22 protein-coding genes are annotated in these 19,718 nt (G+C 64.8%); 10 read left to right on the top strand and 12 right to left on the bottom strand.

Annotation, left to right across the window (positions count from 1 at the left end):
* Positions 1 to 69 precede the first annotated feature (69 nt).
* The 6 genes from AC0WRY_RS09365 to AC0WRY_RS09340 form a co-directional block, all read right to left on the bottom strand.
* Positions 70 to 489 (bottom strand): hypothetical protein, encoded by a 420-nt coding sequence (locus AC0WRY_RS09365; protein WP_194406727.1) that lies wholly within the window; start codon positions 487 to 489, stop codon positions 70 to 72.
* Between the two features lie 107 nt (positions 490 to 596).
* A complete protein-coding gene (locus AC0WRY_RS09360) occupies positions 597 to 1,598 on the bottom strand; it encodes an NAD(P)H-dependent flavin oxidoreductase (protein WP_194406726.1) in 1,002 nt (333 codons plus the stop codon).
* Between the two features lie 97 nt (positions 1,599 to 1,695).
* On the bottom strand, positions 1,696 to 3,315 hold the full coding sequence (locus AC0WRY_RS09355) for a DHA2 family efflux MFS transporter permease subunit (protein ID WP_194406725.1): 1,620 nt from the start codon (positions 3,313 to 3,315) through the stop codon (positions 1,696 to 1,698).
* The gene (locus tag AC0WRY_RS09350) at positions 3,312 to 4,466 is read right to left on the bottom strand and encodes an HlyD family secretion protein (protein ID WP_194408209.1); all 1,155 of its coding nucleotides are present in this window, start codon (positions 4,464 to 4,466) and stop codon (positions 3,312 to 3,314) included. Before AC0WRY_RS09350 ends, AC0WRY_RS09355 begins: the two co-directional genes overlap by 4 nt.
* Before the next feature lie 198 nt (positions 4,467 to 4,664).
* Positions 4,665 to 4,823: a hypothetical protein gene (locus AC0WRY_RS09345; protein ID WP_194406724.1), complete on the bottom strand. Its 159-nt coding sequence runs from the start codon at positions 4,821 to 4,823 to the stop codon at positions 4,665 to 4,667.
* 15 nt (positions 4,824 to 4,838) lie between these two features.
* Entirely contained in the window at positions 4,839 to 5,213 is a 375-nt protein-coding gene (locus tag AC0WRY_RS09340; protein ID WP_194408208.1) for a PRC-barrel domain-containing protein, read from the bottom strand.
* A gap of 138 nt (positions 5,214 to 5,351) precedes the next feature.
* Between AC0WRY_RS09340 and AC0WRY_RS09335 the strand changes: the two genes are divergently transcribed.
* The 7 genes from AC0WRY_RS09335 (at position 5,352) to AC0WRY_RS09305 (ending at position 10,618) form a co-directional block, all read left to right on the top strand.
* On the top strand, positions 5,352 to 7,148 hold the full coding sequence (locus AC0WRY_RS09335) for a thiamine pyrophosphate-requiring protein (RefSeq protein ID WP_194406723.1): 1,797 nt from the start codon (positions 5,352 to 5,354) through the stop codon (positions 7,146 to 7,148).
* Between the two features lie 8 nt (positions 7,149 to 7,156).
* Positions 7,157 to 7,384 carry a hypothetical protein gene (locus AC0WRY_RS09330; protein ID WP_194406722.1) on the top strand — a complete coding sequence of 76 codons (228 nt, stop codon included), beginning with the start codon at positions 7,157 to 7,159 and terminating at the stop codon, positions 7,382 to 7,384.
* A gap of 86 nt (positions 7,385 to 7,470) precedes the next feature.
* Complete coding sequence (locus tag AC0WRY_RS09325; RefSeq protein WP_194406721.1) at positions 7,471 to 8,025, top strand: DUF4142 domain-containing protein; 555 nt, start codon at positions 7,471 to 7,473, stop codon at positions 8,023 to 8,025.
* A gap of 202 nt (positions 8,026 to 8,227) precedes the next feature.
* The gene (locus AC0WRY_RS09320) at positions 8,228 to 9,118 is read left to right on the top strand and encodes an SDR family oxidoreductase (protein WP_194406720.1); all 891 of its coding nucleotides are present in this window, start codon (positions 8,228 to 8,230) and stop codon (positions 9,116 to 9,118) included.
* A 95-nt stretch (positions 9,119 to 9,213) separates the two neighbouring features.
* Positions 9,214 to 9,798 (top strand): phosphatase PAP2 family protein, encoded by a 585-nt coding sequence (locus tag AC0WRY_RS09315; RefSeq protein ID WP_194406719.1) that lies wholly within the window; start codon positions 9,214 to 9,216, stop codon positions 9,796 to 9,798.
* A complete protein-coding gene (locus AC0WRY_RS09310) occupies positions 9,795 to 10,142 on the top strand; it encodes a DUF3147 family protein (protein WP_194406718.1) in 348 nt (115 codons plus the stop codon). Before AC0WRY_RS09315 ends, AC0WRY_RS09310 begins: the two co-directional genes overlap by 4 nt.
* Positions 10,142 to 10,618, top strand: a complete 477-nt coding sequence (locus tag AC0WRY_RS09305; protein WP_194406717.1) for a hypothetical protein — start codon at positions 10,142 to 10,144, stop codon at positions 10,616 to 10,618. The genes AC0WRY_RS09310 and AC0WRY_RS09305 overlap by 1 nt, the downstream gene beginning before the upstream one ends.
* On the opposite strand, the gene AC0WRY_RS09300 is transcribed toward AC0WRY_RS09305, so the two are convergent.
* Complete coding sequence (locus AC0WRY_RS09300; protein WP_194406716.1) at positions 10,589 to 10,783, bottom strand: hypothetical protein; 195 nt, start codon at positions 10,781 to 10,783, stop codon at positions 10,589 to 10,591. The two genes, AC0WRY_RS09305 and AC0WRY_RS09300, sit on opposite strands and share 30 nt — an antisense overlap.
* Entirely contained in the window at positions 10,767 to 10,925 is a 159-nt protein-coding gene (locus AC0WRY_RS09295; protein WP_194406715.1) for a hypothetical protein, read from the bottom strand. Before AC0WRY_RS09295 ends, AC0WRY_RS09300 begins: the two co-directional genes overlap by 17 nt.
* Positions 10,926 to 11,095: 170 nt before the next feature.
* Here AC0WRY_RS09295 and AC0WRY_RS09290 point away from each other — a divergent pair, with 170 nt between their 5' ends.
* Positions 11,096 to 11,344, top strand: a complete 249-nt coding sequence (locus AC0WRY_RS09290) for a hypothetical protein (RefSeq protein WP_194406714.1) — start codon at positions 11,096 to 11,098, stop codon at positions 11,342 to 11,344.
* Positions 11,345 to 11,512: 168 nt separating this feature from the next.
* On the opposite strand, the gene AC0WRY_RS09285 is transcribed toward AC0WRY_RS09290, so the two are convergent.
* The 3 genes from AC0WRY_RS09285 to AC0WRY_RS09275 all read right to left on the bottom strand — a co-directional run bounded on the left by AC0WRY_RS09285 (position 11,513) and on the right by AC0WRY_RS09275 (position 12,244).
* Positions 11,513 to 11,734, bottom strand: a complete 222-nt coding sequence (locus AC0WRY_RS09285; protein WP_194406713.1) for a hypothetical protein — start codon at positions 11,732 to 11,734, stop codon at positions 11,513 to 11,515.
* Between the two features lie 70 nt (positions 11,735 to 11,804).
* Positions 11,805 to 11,933 (bottom strand): hypothetical protein, encoded by a 129-nt coding sequence (locus AC0WRY_RS09280; RefSeq protein ID WP_256438924.1) that lies wholly within the window; start codon positions 11,931 to 11,933, stop codon positions 11,805 to 11,807.
* 116 nt (positions 11,934 to 12,049) lie between these two features.
* The gene (locus AC0WRY_RS09275; protein WP_194406712.1) at positions 12,050 to 12,244 is read right to left on the bottom strand and encodes a hypothetical protein; all 195 of its coding nucleotides are present in this window, start codon (positions 12,242 to 12,244) and stop codon (positions 12,050 to 12,052) included.
* A 92-nt stretch (positions 12,245 to 12,336) separates the two neighbouring features.
* Here AC0WRY_RS09275 and AC0WRY_RS09270 point away from each other — a divergent pair, with 92 nt between their 5' ends.
* On the top strand, positions 12,337 to 12,849 hold the full coding sequence (locus AC0WRY_RS09270; RefSeq protein WP_194406711.1) for a DUF4142 domain-containing protein: 513 nt from the start codon (positions 12,337 to 12,339) through the stop codon (positions 12,847 to 12,849).
* Between the two features lie 2 nt (positions 12,850 to 12,851).
* On the opposite strand, the gene AC0WRY_RS09265 is transcribed toward AC0WRY_RS09270, so the two are convergent.
* On the bottom strand, positions 12,852 to 13,145 hold the full coding sequence (locus AC0WRY_RS09265; RefSeq protein ID WP_194406710.1) for a hypothetical protein: 294 nt from the start codon (positions 13,143 to 13,145) through the stop codon (positions 12,852 to 12,854).
* Positions 13,146 to 13,420: 275 nt separating this feature from the next.
* Between AC0WRY_RS09265 and AC0WRY_RS09260 the strand changes: the two genes are divergently transcribed.
* On the top strand, positions 13,421 to 19,714 hold the full coding sequence (locus tag AC0WRY_RS09260) for a HAMP domain-containing protein (protein WP_194406709.1): 6,294 nt from the start codon (positions 13,421 to 13,423) through the stop codon (positions 19,712 to 19,714).
* Positions 19,715 to 19,718 lie beyond the last annotated feature (4 nt).

Below are 19,718 nucleotides of genomic sequence, written 5' to 3'. Positions count from 1 at the left end.
TTCCAGCTTACGGTTTCTTGACTCCCCGCCTACGGTTTTGCGACGCGGGGATGACGGGGTGCCCCCCGTTCAGTGCTTCCAGTTGCAGATGCCGCCGGAGCGGCAGGGCCAGGTCTGGATGCGGGTGTCCATCGCCTGCGCGTCGAGCGGGTTGCCGTGACGATGCGCAAGCTTGGTGCGGGCTGCGCCGCGCGGCTGCGCGGGCCTCGCATGCGCGACCTTCGGCTCGACCGCACGGACGCGTTCGGCGGCCACCTTCTTCGGCACGTCGACGGGCTCCGCGCGCGCCTGCGCCTCGTTGCCGCCGCGCGCTTCGAGGGCGACCGGTGCAAATTGCGTCTCAGGCCCGAGACGTTTTGGAGACAGCACGGCCCTGGAGAGATCGAGACCGAGATATTCGTTTGGCTTGTAGTCGTCAGCGCGCGCGATGCCGCCCCATGCGAGCACGAGGGCAACGGCAATTGCAAAAGAACCGCTTTTCAGGACCACGGACGCCTCCTGAAATTGATTTTGAAAGGGTAATTTACCCTTATTTGGGAGGCTTCGCCTGGAATTCCAGTGGCCAAGTGCCGCCGTGGTTAAGAAGTTTGCCGGTGTCAGGCGACCTTTCGCGTCGCCCCCGTCCCATCCAGGAACCCCATCAGACGGCTGCGGATGATCTGTTCCGCCTCCCCCATGATCCGATCGATGAGTTCCTTGCAGGAGGGGATGTCGTGGATCAGCCCGGCGACCATGCCGCAGCTCCAGGCGCCGGCGTCCATCTGGCCTTCCAGCATGATCCTGGGGTAGACGCCCGCAACCTGGTCGTGGATGTCGTCGATCTTGAGCTTGTCGCCCTTCTCGCGCTCGATCTCGATGAGGCGATCGACATTGGCGTTCCTCAACACGCGCTCGGTGTTGCGCAAGCTGCGCATGATCAGGCGGGTGTCGAGCTCGGTGGCCGCGACCAGCGCGTTCTTCACGTTCTGATGCACCGGCGCCTCCTTGGTGGCGATGAAGCGCGTGCCCATGTTCATGCCGGCCGCGCCCAGCGACAAGGCCGCAACCAGGCTGCGCCCGTCCGCCATGCCGCCGGAGGCGACGAACGGAATCTTCAATTCCTCTGCCGCACGCGGCAGCAGGATCATGTTGGGAATGTCGTCCTCGCCGGGGTGACCACCGCACTCGAAGCCATCGACGCTGACGGCGTCGCAGCCGATGCGCTCGGCCTTCAGCGCGTGGCGGACCGAGGTGCATTTGTGGATCACCTTGATGCCGGCGGCCTTCAGCGCCGGCATGTACTGCTCCGGACTGCGGCCTGCGGTCTCCACCGCCTTGATGCCGCCTTCGACGATGGCCGCGATATACTCCGGATAGGGCGGCGCCGCGAAGGTCGGCAGGAAAGTGAGGTTGACGCCGAACGGCTTGTCGGTCATGTCGCGGCAGCGCGCGATCTCCTTGGCGAGCAGCTCCGGCGTCTTCTGCGTGAGACCGGTGATGATGCCGAGCCCGCCGGCATTGGAAACGGCTGCTGCCAGCTCGGCGAAGCCGACGAAATGCATGCCGCCCTGGATGATGGGGTGCTCGATGCCGAACAGCTCGGTGATCGCGGTCTTCACGTAACTACCTCCCGGAATTCTGCCTTGGATTGGGTGCAGTCTAGCCGGACTTTCGCGCCGCGGTCACCCTTTCTCTGAGATTGCAGGCAAGGCTTCCTCAATGCCCCCGCGCCGGCCCACCGAGCTTGATCGGCCGCAGCACGGCTGCCGTCGGGATCATCAGCACCGCGACGATCGCAAGCGTCCAGAACACGTCGATATAGGCGAGCAGATCGACCTGCTGCTGCAAGGTGCGACCGACCCAGGCGACCGCCTGCGATGCCGCATCGCTCGCATTGGAGCCCTGCGCCTGGAAGTAGCGCGTCATCGCATCGATGGTCTGCTGATAGCCGAGATCGGAAGGTGCGGCGTGCTCGATCAGGCGGCTCTGGTGGAATTGCTGGCGCTGCGCCAGCACCGTCTGCGCCAGCGCGACGCCCATGGATCCCCCGATGTTGCGGGCGACGTTGATCAGGGCCGAGGCCTGGTTGGTCTTGTCCGGTGGCACGCCGTCATAGGACGCGGTCGTCACCGGCAGGAACAGGAAGGGCAGACCGAGCGCAAGGAAGATGCGGGACAGCGCCGCGTAACCGTAGGTGATGTCGCCGGTCAGTCCCGTGAGATGCCACATTGAGAACGCGACGATCGCCGCGCCGAACATGATGAGGTATTTCGGTTGCACCGAGCTGACGAGGCGGCCGACCACGGGCATCAGCACCAGGGTCGCAATGCCGCCCGGCGATAGCGCGAGGCCGGCCAGCATCGCCGTGTAGTTCAGCTCGGTCTGAAGCAGTTGCGGCAGGAGCTGCGTGGTCGAGATCAGCACGGCACCGGTAGCGAGCATCACCAGGAAGCAAGCGGCGAACTGGCGGCGGCCGAGCAGGCGCAAATCGACGATGGGATCTTCGCGCGTCAGCTCCCACGGGATCAGCGCGAGCAGGCAGGCGGCGGCCAGCAGCGCGAACATGATGATCATGTTCGAGCCGAACCAGTCGTTGCGCTGGCCTTCATCTAGCACGAACTCGAGCGAGCCGAGCCCGATCGCGACGAGCAGGAAGCCAATATAGTCGACGCGCAGGCCCTTGCTGAGCAGCCTCTCCCTCTCCTCCTCCGCGCCTGAGGGCTCCCGGACCAGCGTCCCGACCAGGAACAGCGACAACAGACCCATCGGTACGTTGATCAGGAACACCCAGTGCCAGGTGTAGGTGTCGGTTATCCAGCCGCCGAGTGTCGGGCCGATCACCGGTGCGACCACGACGGCGACGCCGTAGATCGCGAAGGCCTGGCCGCGCTTGTGCGGCGGGAAGGAGTCGGCGAGGATCGCCTGCTCGCTGGTGGCCATGCCGCCGCCGCCGAGGCCCTGAAGAATGCGAAACAGCACCAGCGACTGCAGATTCCAGGCGAAGCCGCACAGCAACGAGGACAATGTGAAGGTCGCCACGCAGATCATATAGAAGCGCTTGCGGCCGATCACCGTCGACAGCCAGCCCGAGATCGACAGCACGATGGCGTTCGCGACCAGATAGCTGGTGATGACATAGGTGCTCTCGTCGATGCCGACCGCGAGGCTGCCCGCGATGTGACGCAGCGCGACATTGGCGATGGTGGTGTCGAGCACCTCCATGAAGGTCGCGATCGAGACCACGAAGGCGATGAGATAGGGATTGTGCCCGCCGGCCGCCGAACGTTCCGGCGACCAGCCGCCCGCAGACGCGCCGCCTTGCGCAGCGTCCGTCATCGCACCCTGGTCCAGGGCACGACCGACATGCCGGGACCGACAGGCAGATCGGCCGGCCAGTTGTCGACCACGATCTTCACCGGCACGCGCTGCACCACCTTGACGTAGTTGCCGGTGGCGTTCTCGGCCGGCAGAAGACTGAACGCGGTGCCGGAGCCCGGCTGCACGGAATCGACATGGCCGGTGAGCTTGCGACCGGGATAGGCATCGATGCGAATCTCGACCGGCTGGCCCGGACGCATGTCGTTCAGCTGCGTCTCCTTGTAGTTCGCGACGATCCAGACCTCGTCGGGGACGAACATCATCAGGCTCTGGCCGGCGGTGACGAACGTGCCCTTGGCGCCCGAGAGCTTGACGACGCGGCCGGACTGCGCCGCGACGACGCTGGTGTATTGCAGGTTCAATTTCGCCTGGTCGAGCTGCGCCTGCGACTGCGCGAGCTGCGCCTTGGCGCCTTCGAGCTGGGCCTGCAGCGTCTTGATGCCGAGTTGCGCCGACGTCACCGCCGTCTTGGCGCGCTCGGTGTTGGCCTGCTGCGCCTGGAGATCAGAGCGGGTCTGTTGCTGGCGCTGCACGGTGCCGGCGCCCTTCTCGACCAACTCTTCCGCGCGCTTGAACTCCTGCTGCGCGAATTGAAGCTGGGCCTGCGCCTGCTCGAGCTGCGCCTGGGCCTGCTTGATCTGCTCCTCTTGCGAAACAATCTGCGCCTCGACATTGTCGATGTTCGCCTTGGAGACGGCGACCTGCGCGCCCGCCTGCTCGATGGCGATGCGATAGTCGCGCTCGTCGATTTTGGCGAGAAGATCGCCGTCACTGACATGCTGGTTGTCAGTGACGGGAATGTCGGTCACATAGCCGCCGACCTTCGATGCCACCGAAAAGCTGCGCGCCGCGACGAACGCATCGTCGGTGGATTCGTAATGGCGCACCTCGAGCCAGTAGAGCAGACCGCCGACGATCGCGGCGATCAGCACGATGGCGCCGGCGGTCGCGAGCAGCCAATGCTCGCGAAGCCGGTCTCGCAGCGACGGCGCTGGCTTCTCCGGCTGATCCTTGGCGTCGCGCGGCGGATCGGGATTCGGTGGTGGAGCGTCCTTCGCCCTCTGCGGCTGCTCCGCGGACGGGCCACGCTCCCGTGTCTGAGCATCCACGGCCAACAACCTCTCTTGGGATTGAGCTGGCGCCAAGCCGATTTGCACCGGTCGTGCGCGCCGCGGGCCTAACCACGGCGCCGCAACATGGTTCCGCACACCCAGCGCGCCGCCGTCATTCGTGATCGCGCTGCCAACAAAAATAGAGCGCAGCATTGTGCCTGCTGCGCTCCTATTTATTCCGCGAAATCGTTTGGTTCAGTGCGTCTTGGTCCGATGCCATTTCTCGAGGTCGGGCTTCACCTCGTCCGTTCCCTGCTCCTTCTCCGGATTGCCCTTCCAGGGCTTGTCCGTTTGCCTGTGCGAACCCCAATCATTCTGATTACGGGGATCGTCGGTGGGCCGTTCCTTGCTCATTGGTTGATCCTTCTGCTACGCGAACGGGACGCCATAATAGGAATTGATACCGCGAACGGCAGCGTCATCGCTCCAGTTCCATTCGGTCTGCTCGCTATATTTGGGAGCACCTTCCAGTTCCTTGGCGGTGATCGCGGTAATGTAACCGCCAAGTTCGGTGTCGTATTTCAACGATTGCCAGGGCAGCGGATAATGATCATTGCCGAGGCCGAGGAATCCTCCGAAGCCAAGCACCGCGTAGGAGACCTTGCCGCTGATCTTGTCGATCATCACCCGTTCGATCGAGCCGATCTTGTTTCGATCGGCTCCGAAGACCGATGTTCCCTCGACCTTGTCGCTTCCGATCAGCCGACCCATTTCGTCGCGGTCCAGTTCGCCCTGATTCAGCATCGTCATTCTCCACTCAGCCATTTCTGAATCAACCGCGAGGGGGCAGCGATCGTTCCGGTCCGTGTTCCCAGGCACGAGACAGGAACATCGCAGGGAAGCAGCCGTTCTGAGCTCATCCACTCAGCCAAGGTTCGCGCGATGTCCCAGACCGTCTCCGACTTCATCGTCCAGCGTCTGCATCAATGGGGCGTGCGCCACATCTTCGGTTACCCCGGCGACGGCATCAACGGCGTGTTCGGCGCGATGAACCGGGCCCAGGGGCAGGACGGCGAGATCGGCTTCGTGCAGGCCCGGCACGAGGAGATGGCGGCGTTCATGGCGACCGCTTACGCAAAATTCTCAGGCCAGCTCGGCGTCTGCATCGCGACCTCCGGACCCGGCGCCTCGCATCTCGTCACCGGGCTCTACGATGCACTGCTCGATCACCAGCCGGTGCTGGCGATCGTGGGCCAGCAGGCCCGCAATGCCCTGGGCGGGCACTACCAGCAGGAGCTCGACCTTCTCTCGATGTTCAAGGACGTCGCGGGCGCCTATGTCATGCAGGCATCCTCGCCTGCGCAGGTGCGGCACCTGATCGACCGCGCGGTCCGGATCGCGCTGGCGCGGCGGACCCCGACCGTGATCATCCTGCCCAACGACCTGCAGGAGGAACCTTACGAAAGCCCGCCCCACGCCCACGGCACGCTGCATTCCGGCATCGGCTACAGCGCACCCAGCATCACGCCGCGCGAGGCCGACCTCGATCGCGCCGCGGAGGTGCTCAATGCCGGCAAGAAGGTTGCGATGCTCGTCGGCGCCGGCGCGCTTGGTGCCACCGACGAGGTGATCGCCGTCGCCGACCGGCTGTCGGCGGGCTGTGCCAAGGCGCTGCTCGGCAAGGCCGTGCTGTCCGACGATTTGCCATGGGTCACCGGCTCGATCGGCCTGCTCGGCACCGAGCCCAGCTACAACATGATGATGGAGTGCGACACGCTGCTGATGGTCGGATCCGCCTTCCCTTACGCCGAATTCCTGCCGAGGGAAGGCGCCGCGCGCGGCGTGCAGATCGACATCGACGCCAGCATGCTGTCGATCCGCTTTCCCATGGAGGTCAGCCTCGTCGGCGACGCCGCCGAGACACTGCGCGCATTGCTGCCGCGATTGAAACCCAGGAGCGACGGCGCCTGGCGCCATGGAATCGAAGATAACGTGGCGAAATGGTGGAAGACGCTGGACGGAAGGGCACATCAGCCCGCAGCCCCGGTCAATCCGCAGCTCGTTGCCTGGGAACTGTCCCCGCGCCTGCCCGAGCGTGCGATCGTCACCAGCGATTCCGGCTCTTGCGCCAACTGGTTCGCGCGCGACCTCAAGATGCGGCGCGGCATGACGGCCTCGCTCTCCGGCGGCCTCGCCTCGATGGGCGCCGCCGTGCCCTATGCGCTCGCCGCAAAGTATGCCCATCCGGATCGGCCGGTGATTGCCCTCGTCGGCGACGGCGCGATGCAGATGAACAACATGGCGGAATTGATCACCGCCGCGAAATATTGGCGCAGCTGGAAGGATCCGCGCCTCGTCGTCTGCGTCTTCAACAACGAGGACCTCAACCAGGTCACATGGGAGCAGCGCATCATCAACGGCGACCCGAAATTCGGGGCCTCGCAGCGCATTCCCGACGTCTCCTACTCCCGCTTCGCCGAGCTCATCGGCCTGCGCGGCATCTTCGTCGACAGCCCAGACCTGCTCGGCTCTGCCTGGGAGCAGGCGCTTGGATGCGAGATGCCCGTCGTGCTCGAGGTGAAGACCGATCCCGAAGTGCCGCCGCTGCCGCCGCATATCACGCTGCAACAGGCCAAGAACTTCTCCCTCGCCCTGATGAAGGGCGACCCGAACGAAGGCGGGATGATCAAGGGAGCAGCACGGCAGGTGCTCGAAACGATCCTGCCCGGAAAGCAATGAGGTGAACCATGAGCGACTTCCGCGACATCCAGCACGGCGTCAACGATCCCGTTCACGGCCTCGATGTGAAGCGGCAGATCAACGACAATAAGACGGCGCATGAGCGCGCGCAGCGGCATGCCGACGTGCGGGCCGACGCCACGGCCGCCTCCGACGAGCCGTTTCTGCCCGAGCGGCTTCGACGCAAGCCGACCGATCCGATCAATCCGCGCACCGGGCGCAATCCCACGGATTGATCGTTAGGAACCACGGCCCCCGAGGCGTGTTGATCGGCGCAACATGGCGCGGCTAGCGGCCGCGCGTCCAATTGGAGGGACCACACATGAAACGTGCCGTCATCGCCCTTGCTTGCGTGCTCTTCGCAGGCCCCGCGCTCGCCCAGTCGCTGGGCGAGAAGACCGGCGTCAACTCGGCGCTCGGCGTCGCACCTTCGACCGCCGACTTCGTCAAGGAGGTCGCGATCAGCGACATGTTCGAGATCGAGTCGAGCAAGCTCGCCGAGCAGAAGGGCAACGCCCAGGAGAAGAGCTTCGCGCAGCAGATGATCACCGATCACACCAAGACCAGCACCGAGCTCAAGGGCCTGGTCGGCGACAAGAAGGTCGAGGCGACGCTTCCGACGGCGCTCGACAGCTCGCACCAGAGCAAGCTCGACAAGCTCAAGAATGCCTCGGGCAAGGATTTCAGCTCGGACTACAACTCCTACCAGGTCAGCGCCCATGAGGATGCGGTGTCGCTGTTCGAGCGCTACGCCAAGGGCGGTGACAATTCCGCGCTGAAGGACTGGGCCGGCAAGACGCTGCCGGCGCTCAAGCACCATCTCGACATGGCCAAGGAGCTCGGCAAGGCCCCGAGCGTCGGCCAATCCACCAAGTAACACATTGCTGAAGGACGTCGGGCATGCCCGGCGTCCTTCGCTTAGCAACATCGACCGTCTCCGCGCATTGAGCCCTGGCCACCGCGGAGAGCATCATGTCGAATCCCAGCAAACCTCACTATCCCGCCGCCACGTCATGCACGGCGCGAGCGCAACGCTCGCGGCGGCTTCGCTGGCGTCTGCAGCGAAAGGAGAGACGTCCATGGCCGAGCACGCCTTGATCGATCCCGTCAGCCGCTATCCGAAGCCGCCGTTCAAGAAGCAGTCGCAGCCTTGGCCAGGCCTCGCCGGCCAGATGGAGCCGCGGCCCGATCATGGCGAGACCAGCTACAAGGGCTCCGGCCGGCTAGCCGGCCGCAAGGCCCTGATCACCGGCGGCGATTCCGGCATGGGCCGCGCCGCCGCGATTGCCTACGCTCGCGAGGGCGCCGACGTCGCCATCAATTACTTGCCGGCGGAAGAACCCGACGCCCAGGAAGTGATCGCGTTGATCAAGAAGGAAGGACGCATCGGACTTGCGGTCCCCGGCGACCTCAAGGACGAAGCCTTCTGCGGCAGGCTGGTCGAGCAGGCGGTGCAAGGCCTCGGCGGCCTCGATATCGTCGTCAACAACGCGGCCCGGCAACAGACCCGCGCCTCCATCCTCGACGTCCCGTCGGAGGATTTCGACGCGACCATGAAGACCAACATCTACGCGCCGTTCTGGATCATCAAGGCGGCCTTGCCTCATCTCAAACCCGGCGCTTGCATCATCGGCACGACATCGGAGCAGGCTTATGATCCCTCGCCGGATCTCTACGACTATGCGCAGACCAAGGCGGCGACGATGAACTACGTAAAGTCGCTGGCCAAGCAGCTCGCTTCCAGGGGCATCCGTGTCAACGGCGTCGCGCCGGGGCCGATCTGGACGCCGCTGCAGGTCTCCGGCGGAGCCACGATGGAGAAGCTGGAAAAATTCGGCGGCATGACACCGCTCGGCCGTCCGGGCCAGCCGGTCGAGCTCGCTTCGATCTATGTGCAGCTTGCCGCCGCCGACGCCAGCTATGCGACTGGCCAGGTATATGGCGCCGCCGGCGGATCCGGACAGCCGTAGTCAGGCCTCGCGGCGGAAGCTCCCGAAGCTCAGGAACCATCCTTGTCTCCCAGCTTTTACAAAACTGTCATGGAGGAAACATCGCCGGCTGACCGATGGCGCTCGTAACAGTCAAACCCACCCGGATCGATACGGCGATCGCGAACGGGATCGCAGACAACACGACCTCAAGCCTCGAGCACGCCGCGCAAGCACTGACTTGGGGCGCCGACGAGCATGTGCTGCTCGCGCTCGCGGCGGCCGGATGGCTTTACACCCGCCTCCATCCGCAGCATCGCCCCGTTGCCAATCACATCCTGATGGTCTCCTTCGCAACGGCCGTACTGCCGCATGTTCTGAAATCCGTGTTCGATCAGACCAGGCCTGACCGATTGACCGTCACAGGGCACCGGCATGGCGTCCCCTTCTCGGGACGGTCGCGAGACGCGTTTCCTTCCGGTCACGCCGTGCATATGGGCGCCCTCGCCTCGGCCGCCGGCCTGTTGCCGGCCATCTGGCGCCGCTTGGCACGCACGCTCGCCGTCACCTTGTCATCGACGCGCGTCGTGCTTCTCGCACATTGGGCGAGCGACGTGGTGGCGGGCTTTATCCTTGGCGTCATCGTCGAGCGATCGTTCAGGCCGTTCACGCTGGGAAGGTCAAGCCAGCAGCGAGCGTCGGCTTCGCGAGGCTTGTCATGATGGAATATGTCATGCGTTTCGTTGCCGGCGGCTTGATCGTCTCCGCCTTCGCGATCGCAGGCGACATGCTCCGGCCGAAGAGTTTTGCGGGGCTCCTCGGTGCCGCACCATCCGTCGCCCTCGCCACGCTCGGCATCGCCGTCGTCCAGCACGGCCCGCAATATGTCGCCGCCGAAAGCTGGACGATGATCTACGGCGCGGTTGCCCTCGGCTGCTACAGCCTCGCCGTCTGCCATCTGCTGATGCGGTTTCGTCTCGGGGCGCTGCCGGCGACGATCCTCGCATTTGCGGTTTGGATCGTCGTCGCGTTTGGTTTGCTTGCCGGTTTCGGAGGCGCCGCGTGATGCCGGTGAAACTGTCGACATCTTCGCTTAAGCAAACGCATTGGTACGAATACGCGGTGCGTTTCGCGCTTGGCGGCCTTGCAACGGTCGCAGCAGGCCTCCTCGGCAGCTATTTCGGGGTCTCCGTCGGCGGGCTCTTCCTGGCACTCCCCGCCATCTTCTGCGCCAGCGCGACGTTGATCGAAAGCCATGAGCGCCGCGCCAAGGAAAAGGCCGGCCTCAGCGGAGACAGACGCGGGCAACAGGCCGCAGCGCTCGACGCTGCAGGTGCCGGCCTGGGAAGCATTGGTCTCGCGGCATTCGCGAGCGTCTTTTATGTCGTGGTTTCGACGACCACGATTGGCGCGTTCGTCGCCGCCATTCTGGCATGGGCGACCGTTTCGGTCTCGGCGTGGTGGCTGAGACGAAAGCTTCGCATCACCGCTCGCACCGTGCGCATCGGGGCATCAGCGAACGGCCGCGGCATCTCCCCGTAGCATCAGAAAGCCGTACATCTCGGCTGCGGTCTGAAGCTGGTCGATACGCGCAAGAACAATCTCGCGCTGGCGTCCGTCCGGCAGGCCCGACAGCTCGTGCTCGAGCCGCAGCTTCTGCGCCGTGAGACGTTGTTCGAATGTATGGGGCTCAGACCGTCTTCGCATCTTCCGTCCTCGGTGGTTGCAGCCCAGGGCTGTTGGCCCAGCGCTCGACTTGTTCGATGACCTTCTGGTGGCTCGGCCGCACCGGTTTGGCGGCTTCGGGCTCTTCGGAGAGCTTACGGGGCAACCTGACTTCATCCGTCATGGCTTTTCTCCCTCTCAAGGAGAATGCGCGACCGCTGCCATTGTTCAATGCTAAATCATTGATTTTACTGCTTATTTTTACTCATTTGGGGACTCCACCGCCTCTTGTGGAACTTTCCCCAAGTTGGGTTGTTGAGTAACCTACTCAATCTACTCATTTGCGTGACGACCATGAACGATCTTCGCGCCGAGCGGCTTCAGGTCATGCTCTCGCCGGACGAGTTGGCCGCCGTTGACGATTTCCGGTTCAAACATCGCATGCCGACGCGGGCTGCGGCGGTCCGCGAGCTTCTCAGGTTCGGGCTGGCTGCCGCGAGCGTGGACGCAGCCGCCGGCGTGAAGTCGAGCAGCTTCGGCGTGTTCGGCCGCGGACCCGACGGGCACACGCAGGGAGAGCCCGAAAGCGGCGCCGAAGACTAGCCGGGAGACCTCCACAAGCAAACGGCCCGGGCACGGTGAGCGCCAGGGCCGTCCTTGGAGATTGCTTCCGGCGCACCGGGGGCATGACAACCGGAAGCAACCTGTCGACGCCACGCGCGAAGATTCGTTCCTCGCGCGAAATCTGCCGTTCCTCGAGTAGCTCGACGTCTAGCCGCTCGGCGCGCCGCCGGAATCATCCGGTGTCATGCCGGAGCCCGGAGTCTTGCTGTTATCGTTCAGCTTGGGATCGCGCGTCGCCTCTCGCGATGGCGAGCCTTTCGCATCGGCGTTTTGCGGATCGGTCTTGTGCACGGATTGCGCGCGCTGCTTGTCACGCGGCTGCTCCTCCGCCCGCTTGTCCTTGACGATGCCGTGGTCGGAATGGGCCATGATGTGCCTTCGCCTCTTCTGATGTCTCGAAGCGGTTACGCACTGCGGCCTCGAATGTTCCGGCGTTATGCTAGCTGTGCGCCGCGTGGATGGCGGGCGTCTTTTCCAGATGCACCTGACGCACCGTCGTCACCGTCGCAAACGCGACCGAGACGCCAAAGGCGAGAATGAGTGAAAGCAGAGCCAGACGTGGAGCCATCGCAAAACCTCCTTCTGGAATCGAAACCAACGCGATTGACTATCCCTGATCATCCTGGATTGGTCGCAAGCATTCCGTGAGCGGTCTCACACGCGCCCTCACGAAAAGGCGAGCCCTCACGCGCTCCGATGTTGAGGGGGACGGGCCGCGACGGGCGGGATCTCGCCATCCAGCCAGTCCTGCTCGTGGGCGAGCGCCGTCCAGGCGTCCGCCATGCGCGAAAAGCGCTTGTGTGCGGGTTGTCCCTCGGCGCGCTCAGCGAGCTGAAGGCAATTGTCGGCATTGTCCCTGAAGATGTCAGACTGTTTCATCGGGAAGACGTGGGGACGGAACTCCGGGGTCGCAATGCCCTTACCGCATCGTAACGTTCGGGAACTTCGCCCGCCATCCGCGGTTGATATCGATGCGAGTTCTCGTCGCCATCATATTGGCATTGATCAGCACTGTTGCGCTTGCCGACAGCACCGGCGAACGCAAGCCGCTCGACCGTCCGCCGAACGCAACGGACGTCATCGGCGGCCTGTACGATTTCAGCCGCTTTCAGCAGGGTCTGCTCGAGAGCACCGATCTGAAGGGCAACACCGAGGTCAAGAACCTCGCCGCCTTGCGGGCCGAGGAAGCGGCCAAACGCGACAAGGCGCTGAAGCAGATTCAGGAGACGATTGGCGCGGAGCCCCGCGTTGGCAAGACGACGTCCGTCAGCGCCAGCCTGGTCGAGCCCGACGCTTCGGACGGGCCGACCTACATCCGCAGCTTCTATGCCTCCCAGATTCCCGAATACGAATCGGCCATCAAGCTGCTCGAAAGCTATCTGAAGGCGCCCGACAACGCCGCGCTCGCAGCCTTCGCGCGCGAGCAGCTCCCCCTGCTGCACGCGCAGGTCAAGGATGCCGAGCGCACCATGGCCGACAAGTAGCCCTACTTGTCGTTCGGATGATGCTGCTGGCTGTGCGGACGCACGGTGCGGTCGCTCTCCGGCATCTTGTCCCGGCCCGCGTCGCCATTGTCGTCCTTGCCGCCCGACGAGGAGGTGCCGCTTCCGCTCGGGTTCGATCTGGTTGCGGCCCCCGTGGTCGGCGTATCGGCCTTCGGGGTGGCGGAGCTTGCGGCTGGGTCGCCGGTCACTGCCCCGCGGCCGCTGGGCGCACCGCCCTGCGCCAGGGCCGCCCCGGCGAACAGCATGGCCACGATCGCAGCAAGTCCTGCTTTCATGTTTGTTCTCCTCTTTGCGCGGGCTAACCGCGGGGCTCGAGCTCCGTTCCGAAGGAGGCCGGCGCCTCCCCCCGCATGACGCCCAGACAGACGGCAACCATTCTCGGAGCCGCATGGAACCAATTCGGCACATTGCGGTTATTAATGTCGGGCTGAGCAAGGCAGGTTCCATTCCTCGCGTCACACCTTGGCGCTTGATTTCGAATTTGGCTGACGCTCTATTTTGACAAATTGCGTCTGCCTTGGATTCGGCCGAGGCTTGCGGGGGAATCAGTATGAGCGACCTCGATCCCGGAGCTGCATCACGGTCCGGTCGTCGCGTCCCAAAGCCAAAAGCCAACGGTATGTCGGATCCGGATTCCCGGGCTGAACTGCTGCTCGCCTTGCAGGCGATGCGGAGCGGCGATTTCTCCGTGCGCATGAGCGGCGACTATCTCGGCATCGACGGCAAGATCGCCGACACTTTTAATGAAATCATCGCCGCCAACCAGCGCATGGCGCAACAGCTCGAGCTGGTCGGCCAGGTGGTCGGCCGCGAAGGCAAGACCCGGCAGCGCGTGAAATTCGGCCTCGCCTCGGGCTCCTGGGCCGACATGGAAGGCTCCGTCAACACGCTGATCGACGATTTGCTGTGGCCGACGCGCGAGGTGACGCGCGCGGTCGCCGCCGTCGCACAAGGCGACCTGCTCCAGACCGTCAAGCTCGACGTCGACGGCCGTCCGCTGCGCGGCGAGTTCCTGCAGTCGGCGACCATCGTCAACACCATGATCAAGCAGCTCGGCGTGTTCACCTCCGAGGTGACGCGCGTGGCGCGCGAGGTCGGCACCGAAGGAAAGCTCGGCGGCCAGGCCCAGGTGCCCGAGGTGACCGGCGTCTGGAAGGACCTCACCGAGAGCGTCAACTCGATGGCGAACAACCTGACCAACCAGGTTCGCAACATCGCCGAGGTGACGATCGCGGTCGCCAACGGCGACCTCTCCAAGAAGATCACGGTGGACGTCCGCGGCGAGATCCTGCAGCTCAAGGAAGCCATCAACACGATGGTGGACCAGCTCCGCTCCTTCGCCTCCGAAGTGACGCGCGTGGCGCGCGAGGTCGGCACCGACGGCAAGCTCGGCGGCCAGGCCATCGTGCCCGGCGTCGCCGGCACCTGGAAGGACTTGACGGACTCGGTCAACGCGATGTGCGGCAACCTGACCGCCCAGGTGCGCAACATCGCCAACGTCACCACCGCCGTGGCGCGCGGCGACCTCTCGCGCAAGATCACGGTGGACGTGCGCGGCGAAATCCTGGAGCTGAAGGACACCATCAACACCATGGTGGACCAGCTGAACTCCTTCGCCTCGGAAGTGACGCGTGTGGCGCGCGAGGTCGGCACCGAAGGAAAGCTCGGCGGCCAGGCCCAGGTGCCCGGTGTGGCCGGCACCTGGAAGGACCTCACCGACAACGTCAACTTCATGGCCTCGAACCTGACCGCGCAGGTCCGCAACATCGCCGACGTCGCCACGGCCATCGCGAGCGGCGACCTCTCGAAGAAGATCACGGTGAACGTCTCGGGCGAAATCCTTCAGCTGAAGGAGACGCTCAACACCATGGTCGACCAGCTCAACGCCTTTGCCGGCGAAGTGACGCGCGTGGCACGCGAGGTCGGCACCGAGGGCCGGCTCGGCGGCCAGGCCAACGTGCTCGGCGTCGCCGGCACCTGGAAGGACTTGACGGAGAGCGTCAACTCGATGGCGTCGAACCTGACCGCCCAGGTCCGCAACATCGCCGAGGTGACGACCGCGGTCGCTGGCGGCGACTTGTCGAAGAAGATCACGGTGGACGTGCGCGGCGAGATTCTGGAGCTGAAGGACACCATCAATACCATGGTGGACCAGCTCAACGCCTTCGCCGGCGAAGTCACGCGCGTCGCGCGCGAGGTCGGCACCGAAGGCAAGCTCGGCGGCCAAGCCGTCGTGCGCGGCGTCGGCGGTACCTGGAAGGACCTCACCGACAGCGTCAACTCGATGGCCTCGAACCTGACCGGCCAGGTCCGCAACATCGCCGAGGTCGCGACCGCGGTCGCAAAGGGCGATTTGTCGAAGAAGATCACGGTGAACGTGTCGGGCGAAATCCTTCAGCTGAAGGAAACGCTGAACACGATGGTGGACCAGCTCAACGCCTTCGCCGGCGAAGTGACGCGCGTCGCCCGCGAGGTCGGCACCGACGGCAAGCTCGGCGGTCAGGCCGGCGTGCCCGGCGTCGCCGGCACCTGGAAGGACCTCACCGACAGCGTGAACTCGATGGCGGGCAACCTCACCGCCCAGGTCCGCAACATCGCGGAAGTCGCGACCGCGATCGCCGGCGGCGACCTGTCGCGCAAGATCACCGTGGACGTGCGCGGCGAGATCCTTCAGCTCAAGGACACGCTGAACACGATGGTCGACCAGCTCAACCGCTTCGCGGGCGAGGTGACGCGCGTGGCGCGCGAGGTCGGCACCGAAGGCCGCCTGGGCGGCCAGGCCAACGTGCCCGGCGTCGCCGGCACCTGGAAGGACCTCACCGACAGTGTGAATTCGATGGCGGGCAATCTCACCGCCCAAGTCCGCAACATCGCCGAAGTGACTACCGCAGTGGCGCGCGGCGACTTGTCGCGCAAAATCACCGTGGACGTGAAGGGCGAGATCCTCGAGCTCAAGAACACCATCAACACCATGGTGGACCAGCTCAACGGCTTTGCCGGCGAAGTGACGCGCGTGGCGCGCGAGGTCGGCACCGAAGGCAAGCTCGGCGGCCAGGCCGAGGTGCCCGGCGTCGCCGGCACCTGGAAGGACCTCACCGACAACGTCAACTTCATGGCCTCGAACCTCACGGCCCAGGTCCGCAACATCGCCGAGGTCGCGACCGCGATTGCCGGCGGCGATTTGTCGAAGAAGATCACGGTGGACGTGCGCGGCGAGATCCTGCTGCTCAAGGACACCTTGAACACCATGGTCGAGCAGCTCCGCTCCTTCGCCGCCGAAGTGACGCGCGTCGCGCGCGAGGTCGGCACCGAGGGCCGCCTCGGCGGTCAGGCCGTCGTCCCGGGCGTCGGCGGCACCTGGAAGGACCTCACCGACAACGTCAACCTCCTGGCCGCGAACCTCACCACACAGGTCCGCAACATCGCCGAAGTGACCACGGCGGTGGCACGCGGCGACCTCTCGCGCAAGATCACTGTCGACGTGAAGGGCGAGATCCTCGAGCTGAAGAACACCATCAACACCATGGTGGACCAGCTCAACGCCTTTGCCGGCGAAGTGACGCGCGTGGCGCGCGAGGTCGGCACCGAAGGCAAGCTGGGCGGCCAGGCCCAGGTGCCCGGCGTCGCCGGCACCTGGAAGGACCTCACCGACACCGTGAACTTCATGGCGGCGAACCTGACCGAACAGGTGCGCGGCATCGTCAAAGTGGTGACCGCGGTTGCCGACGGCGACTTGAAGCAGCAGCTCACCGTGAAGTCGAAGGGCGAAGTCGCCGCGCTCGCCGACACCATCAACAACATGACCGAGACGCTCGCGACCTTTGCCGATCAGGTGACCAGCGTGGCGCGCGAGGTCGGCGTCGAAGGCCGGCTCGGCGGCCAAGCCAACGTGCCGAGCGCGGCCGGCACCTGGAAGGACCTCACTGGTAACGTCAACCTGCTCGCCGCCAACCTGACTTCGCAGGTGCGCGCCATTGCCGAGGTCGCGACCGCCGTGACCAAGGGCGACCTGACGCGCTCGATTCAGGTCGATGCGCGCGGCGAAATGGCCGAACTGAAGGACAACATCAACACGATGATCACGAATCTCCGTCTTACGACGGACGTGAACACCGAGCAGGACTGGCTGAAGACCAACCTCGCCAAATTCACCAACATGCTCCAGGGCCAGCGCGACCTCACCACGGTCGGCCGGCTGCTGCTGACCGAGCTGTCGCCGCTGGTGAATGCGCATACCGGCGTGATCTACCAGGTCGAGAACGAGGACAATCCGCAGCTCCTGCTGCTGGCCTCCTACGCCAGCGACGGCATCTACCCCTATCAGCGCGTGCTGCAGTTCGGCGACGGCCTGATCGGCCAATGCGCTCTCGACAAGCGGCCGCGCGTGGTCGCCGACATTCCGCCCGACGTGGTGCCGATCAACTCGGCGCTGTTCCGCGTCGCACCGAAGAACCTCGTCGTGCTGCCGGTGCTGTTCGAGGGCCAGGTCAAGGCCGTGATCGAGCTCGCCTCGCTCGTCTCCTTCACGACGTCGCAGATGACGTTCCTGGAACAGCTCACCGACTCCATCGGCATCGTGCTCAATTCGATCGAAGCGACGATGCAGACCGAAGGCCTGCTCAAGCAGTCGCAGCAGCTCGCCGGCGAGCTGCAGACCCAGCAGCGCGAATTGCAGCAGACCAACGACCAGCTCGAGCAGAAGGCGCAGCAGCTCGCCGAGCGCAACGTCGAGGTCGAACGCAAGAACCAGGAGATCGAGCAGGCCCGCCGCGCCCTGGAGGAAAAGGCGACCGAGCTTGCGCTGACCTCGAAGTACAAGTCCGAATTCCTCGCCAATATGAGCCACGAGCTGCGCACACCGCTGAACTCGATCCTGATCCTGGGACAGCAGCTCACCGACAATCCGGACGGCAACCTCTCGGCCAAGCAGGTCGAATTCGCCCGCACCATCCACGGCGCCGGCACCGACCTGCTCAATCTGATCAGCGACATTCTCGACCTGTCCAAGATCGAATCCGGCACGGTGACGGTCGACGCCGAGGAAATCCTGACCGCGAACCTGCTCGATACCGTCGGGCGTCCATTCCGGCACGAGGCGGACAACCGCAATCTGTCGTTCAAGATCGACATCGATCCGAACCTGCCGCGCAGCATCGTCACCGACTCCAAGCGCTTGCAGCAGGTTCTGAAGAACCTGCTCTCCAACGCTTTCAAGTTCACCGCCGAGGGCGAGGTCCGCCTCAAGGTCGCCGGCGCGCTCGGCGGCTGGGGAACGGATCACCCGGTGCTGAACTCCGCACCGGCCGTGATCGCGTTCGAAGTGTCCGATACCGGCATCGGCATTCCCCTGGAGAAGCAGAAGCTGATCTTCGAGGCGTTCCAGCAGGCCGACGCCGGCACCAGCCGGAAATACGGCGGCACCGGCCTTGGCCTCGCCATCAGCCGCGAGCTGGCGAGCCTGCTTGGCGGCGAGATCCATCTGCGCAGCTCGCCCGGCAAGGGGTCGTCCTTCATTCTTTACCTGCCGCTGAAATATTCCGGCCCGACGCTGGCACCGCGCGCGGCGCCAGCGCCGCAGCAGCATAACCAGCCGCCGGCGCTCCAGACGGCCGCGCCGGAGCAGCGCGTCATCGAGCAGCTTCCCGACGACCGGCTCAACCTCGAGCCCGGCGACAGCATCCTCCTGATCGTCGAGGATGACCCGCATTACGCGCGCGTGCTGGTCGACCTCGCGCGCGACAAGGGATTCAAGGTGCTCGTCGCCGCCCGCGGCGCGGAGGCGCTGGAGCTCGCCAAGCAATACCAGCCGAGAGCCGTCTCGCTCGACGTGTTCCTGCCCGACATGCTCGGCTGGACCGTGCTGAGCCAGCTCAAGCACAATCCGCTGACCCGCCACATCCCCGTGCAGATCATCACGCTGGACGAAGACCGCCAGCATGCGCTGGCGCGTGGCGCCTTCTCCTTCGTCAACAAGCCGACGACGACCGAAGGCGTTTCCGCCGCGCTGACGCAGATCAAGGAATATGCACGTCCCAGGCGCAAGCGGCTCCTGATCGTCGAGGACAACGAGGCCGAGCAGCTCTCGATCCGCGAGCTGCTGCATCACGACGACATCGAGATCGTGACGACGGACACCGGTGCCGGTGCGCTCTCGACGCTGCGCGAGGCGCCCTGCGACTGCGTGGTGCTCGACCTCCGGCTGCCCGACATGAGCGGCTTCGAGGTGCTGGACCAGATCCGCAACGACGAGGCGCTGTCGAACATTCCGGTGGTCGTCTTCACCGGCCGCGAGCTTTCGGCGGAGGAGGACGCGGAACTCCACACCATGGCACGCAGCATCGTGGTCAAGGGCGTGGAATCGCCGGAGCGGCTGCTCGACGAGACCGCACTGTTCCTGCATCGCGTGATCACGGAACTTCCGGTCGAGAAGCAGCGCATGCTGGAGAAGCTGAACAGTTCCGACGAGGACCTGATCGGCAAGACCGCCTTGCTCGTCGATGACGACGCCCGCAACATCTTCGCGCTGTCGAGCGTGCTGGAACGGCGCGGCATGAAAGTGCTGACGGCCACGACCGGCAGCGAGGCGGTGACGCTGGTCGAATCCAATCCGGAAATCGCCATCGTGCTGATGGACATCATGATGCCGCAGATGGATGGCTATCAGACCATCGGCGTCATTCGCGAAAACCCGGCCTTCGCCCGTCTTCCGATCATCGCGCTGACCGCCAAGGCGATGAAGGGTGACCGCGAGAAGTGCCTGGAGGCCGGCGCGTCCGACTATCTCGCCAAACCCGTCAACACCGATCAATTGCTGCTTGCGATCCGCATGTGGCTGCACCGCTGAGTTG

The organism is Bradyrhizobium sp. T-12, from assembly GCF_058314695.1.
Note: the sequence above shows the minus strand (reverse complement) of the source record. Positions and strands in the feature narration are given on the sequence as shown.

Coding starts and splice junctions, on each gene's coding strand:
- AC0WRY_RS09355 (WP_194406725.1), bottom strand. CDS start 3,315: ATGACGGACGCTGCGCAAGGCGGCGCGTCTGCGGGCGGCTGGTCGCCG.
- AC0WRY_RS09345 (WP_194406724.1), bottom strand. CDS start 4,823: ATGAGCAAGGAACGGCCCACCGACGATCCCCGTAATCAGAATGATTGG.
- AC0WRY_RS09340 (WP_194408208.1), bottom strand. CDS start 5,213: ATGCTGAATCAGGGCGAACTGGACCGCGACGAAATGGGTCGGCTGATC.
- AC0WRY_RS09335 (WP_194406723.1), top strand. CDS start 5,352: ATGTCCCAGACCGTCTCCGACTTCATCGTCCAGCGTCTGCATCAATGG.
- AC0WRY_RS09330 (WP_194406722.1), top strand. CDS start 7,157: ATGAGCGACTTCCGCGACATCCAGCACGGCGTCAACGATCCCGTTCAC.
- AC0WRY_RS09325 (WP_194406721.1), top strand. CDS start 7,471: ATGAAACGTGCCGTCATCGCCCTTGCTTGCGTGCTCTTCGCAGGCCCC.
- AC0WRY_RS09320 (WP_194406720.1), top strand. CDS start 8,228: ATGGCCGAGCACGCCTTGATCGATCCCGTCAGCCGCTATCCGAAGCCG.
- AC0WRY_RS09315 (WP_194406719.1), top strand. CDS start 9,214: ATGGCGCTCGTAACAGTCAAACCCACCCGGATCGATACGGCGATCGCG.
- AC0WRY_RS09310 (WP_194406718.1), top strand. CDS start 9,795: ATGATGGAATATGTCATGCGTTTCGTTGCCGGCGGCTTGATCGTCTCC.
- AC0WRY_RS09305 (WP_194406717.1), top strand. CDS start 10,142: ATGCCGGTGAAACTGTCGACATCTTCGCTTAAGCAAACGCATTGGTAC.
- AC0WRY_RS09300 (WP_194406716.1), bottom strand. CDS start 10,783: ATGCGAAGACGGTCTGAGCCCCATACATTCGAACAACGTCTCACGGCG.
- AC0WRY_RS09295 (WP_194406715.1), bottom strand. CDS start 10,925: ATGACGGATGAAGTCAGGTTGCCCCGTAAGCTCTCCGAAGAGCCCGAA.
- AC0WRY_RS09290 (WP_194406714.1), top strand. CDS start 11,096: ATGAACGATCTTCGCGCCGAGCGGCTTCAGGTCATGCTCTCGCCGGAC.
- AC0WRY_RS09285 (WP_194406713.1), bottom strand. CDS start 11,734: ATGGCCCATTCCGACCACGGCATCGTCAAGGACAAGCGGGCGGAGGAG.
- AC0WRY_RS09280 (WP_256438924.1), bottom strand. CDS start 11,933: ATGGCTCCACGTCTGGCTCTGCTTTCACTCATTCTCGCCTTTGGCGTC.
- AC0WRY_RS09275 (WP_194406712.1), bottom strand. CDS start 12,244: ATGAAACAGTCTGACATCTTCAGGGACAATGCCGACAATTGCCTTCAG.
- AC0WRY_RS09270 (WP_194406711.1), top strand. CDS start 12,337: ATGCGAGTTCTCGTCGCCATCATATTGGCATTGATCAGCACTGTTGCG.
- AC0WRY_RS09265 (WP_194406710.1), bottom strand. CDS start 13,145: ATGAAAGCAGGACTTGCTGCGATCGTGGCCATGCTGTTCGCCGGGGCG.
- AC0WRY_RS09260 (WP_194406709.1), top strand. CDS start 13,421: ATGAGCGACCTCGATCCCGGAGCTGCATCACGGTCCGGTCGTCGCGTC.